The 2874-nt window shown below is 48.9% G+C and carries 2 protein-coding genes; both read left to right on the top strand.

The features are described from left to right. Nucleotides 1–1295: hypothetical protein (locus KDK19_RS23850; protein WP_257293101.1), on the top strand; the 1295-nt coding region annotated here is incomplete at its 5' end. A gap of 84 nt (nt 1296–1379) precedes the next feature. Further along, nucleotides 1380–2874: hypothetical protein (locus tag KDK19_RS23845; RefSeq protein WP_257293100.1), on the top strand; the 1495-nt coding region annotated here is incomplete at its 3' end.

Here is a 2874-nt window from a genome sequence, read left to right as displayed (position 1 = left end):
TGGACCCCAAATGGATGGATATGCTGAAGTTTTATCTGGGTGAGCATTATTACGAGCTTTTTGGTGGAAGTGAAGAAAGCAAGGGCATCGTTCGTCCCGATGGCTATGGCGAGATAACCATTCATCGTTTGGAAGAAGCATTACACTACCGACTGACCGAGCTCATGGGCAGAAATTATGATAAGACCAGTGACAGTGACCAGCCTTTCAGTCTGGAAAGAATGGCTGCCTACGAGCTTGAAGAGGTAGAGTCGGGGGAGGAGGGCTTCAAGGTCAGGGCTCGTTATAATCCTGCTTATGATGTGGCGCGACAGAGCAGGGCAAAAGATCACACCCCGGAGGAAACGTTCAAGTATCGGCCTGTGGATATGCTGATCTGTGCCGGAGGTAAAAACACCCAGCTGAGAGGCAAGTTTATGGAGGACAAAGTACTTGTCCGTGCCGAGCCATACGGTGTCTGTAGCTGGGAAGGTAAAAAAGGCGCAGAGTTACCCAGCCAGAAGCTGGACAGCTTTCAGGATTTCAGAGAGGTGGTGGTCTTTGACAAGGATTTTCATGAACACTTCAGGGAGAGCCTTTCCAAAGAGCTGCTTCTTTTATCAGAACCTGCTGACTCAATAAAAAGTGTCGTCGACCCTAAGGATCTGCTAGAGCTTGAGTATAAGACTATGAATCGGGTTATGCAGACTCGCTGTTTTGAGAACAAGAATCTGGTTTACATTGGCATGGAGTTGCCAAAGCCCTTTGGCCAGTATTGTAAAAAACTGGAGGGGAAAATTAAGCGGAATGTGGCGGTCAGTGTGACTCCGGGATCGGGTGTCATTAATCCGGAAGAGGCTAATAAACAGGCTGAGAAAAAAGCCAAAGAGGGTGTCAAGGCAGTTCAAAAAGCCTGGTTTCAGGCGGTTGCCCATTATTACGGAATCGATGACTCCAGATCACTGGGAGCCACATCGGACAAAATCAATCACAAATTTGCTTCGGCCTTTTCGGTACAGCAACACAGGGTTGAGAAAAGTGTTGTAACCCAGCAAAAAGACGGGCATGAATTGACAATAACGGCAGTCGGTGATGCCGCAGTCAGCCCTCATTTTATGAGTTCCAGTGCGCTGACCGGAGCCAGAGAGCATGTTTTGCAATTGCAGGAATTTACCCAAAAAACGGCCAATGATGTCAATCCTTCTAATAGTTGGTTGCACCGGGAAGAGCTTGAGCAGAGGCAGCAGAGAACTGCTGACTTTGTGATTCAGCGAGGCGAAGTGCTCCTGGGGCTGGGGTCTCAACTGAAGACCTGATTTTGGCGGTTGCATTGGTCAATAACGGAATTATTTCTTTATCGTTTTATTTGTTGAATGGCACAGGCAGGGAGGTCAGTAGCAATGAGTATAGGAGGCGCAGGTGGGTCAACAGGACCTGCTGCTCAGTTCGTTGAATTGATGAACAACGTCAAAGAGCTTGAGACGATTCATAGAAAAGGAGAAACGGGCCGGGTTGATGTGAGTGGTGTTTCGGGATTAGTCGCGAAAGACTCTTTGGCTACTTTCAGGGGGAGAAAGGTCGTCAGTGTCAAACCCCGTGGGAATCTGCTCAAAAGGCTGGTTGCCTTTTTCTCTCCCACCCGCAGAGCGAGAGAGCTCAGAGCACGGGAGCGTGAAGCAACGGCTTTGTTGCATGATCAAGTGTTGCAGGCTCTTGGCGACAGGCAGCTGGATAAACAGGACAGAATTCGTCTCGTAGAGGATGTGGCTAACGGAATTATTCCGGGTTTCAGCCGTGCGGAGAGGCAAGAGATAAGGGATAGAAGTCTAAATACTATTCTCAGGTCTGAGTCCACAGGAGCGATGCTCATTGAGGCAGAGCAGGGAATAAAAGCCTTTCCAAGACTGACTAACAGCATTCCGGCAGTATCTTTATATAATGCCCGGCAAGCCATCAAAGGCTACTACACGACTCTGCTTCTTGCTCCTGACCGAATACCGGATACCAGCAGACTGCATCAGGATCTTGCGAAGCTGGAACAGCATTTTAACGACACCCGTCAATCGGATGGTTATCAGGATCTGGTCAATGAGGTGATTCAGGAAATTGTCCACTCTTTTCCCGAACGGCTGTCGAAGGATGAATACAGCCAGTTATTGGCAGACTGGAGTGGCCTTCCTCATACAAACCGTGACAAGGCCTTGGCCAGGGTCGCGGATCAAACCTTTGCTAATGCTACCCGCACAGAGCTTTCCATTCACGGTCACCCAAGGGAGTTGGTACTGGGAAAAAGCTATCTTTTTCTTCAAGCCATGTCCCGTCATCCGGAACTGACATCGCGATTCAATCTTCTCAGGGTTGAACAGTTGAAGAACCAGTTAAATAACGACAAAGCTCAGGTGAGAGAAGCATTGGATCGACTGAGTGCTGAGGTGACCGAATTAGATGTGGATAGCATCAGAGAACGCCTGCAAGCAGGCGAAGAGTTGACCAAAGAAGAAGGGCAGCTGATAGCAGAGTCACGACGTGTATTGCTTGATATTCAATTGGCGGCAGGTAGACGATGGGATCTGAGCATGCTCTCGCAGCCTGAACACTGGAATGATCAGAAAGATCAACTCTCCAAGTTGTTAAAGATTCAGGAAATCGGGACTTTAAGAGGGCAGGAAGTGGATCTGGCACAGCTCGACTGGCTGATTAAACAGCATGACGATGCCAGAACTCATCCTCGGGTAGCGATTGAAGGGGCTGGTCCGACAGGGCTGACTTTGGCCTTGTCACAATTCGAAGCCGGTGCCAATGTGTCCATCTTTGAGAAGAAAAGTACTGAATACGACAGGGTTCAGGTGGTCAGGCTGGACCCCAAATGGATGGATATGCTGAAGTTTTATCTGG

This window comes from Endozoicomonas sp. ONNA1 (genome assembly GCF_024606325.1).
In the GTDB taxonomy this organism is placed as follows: Bacteria; Pseudomonadota; Gammaproteobacteria; order Pseudomonadales; family Endozoicomonadaceae; genus Endozoicomonas_A.
The sequence above is the reverse complement of the archived record's forward strand: the minus strand, read 5'-3'. Positions and strand labels throughout refer to the sequence as shown.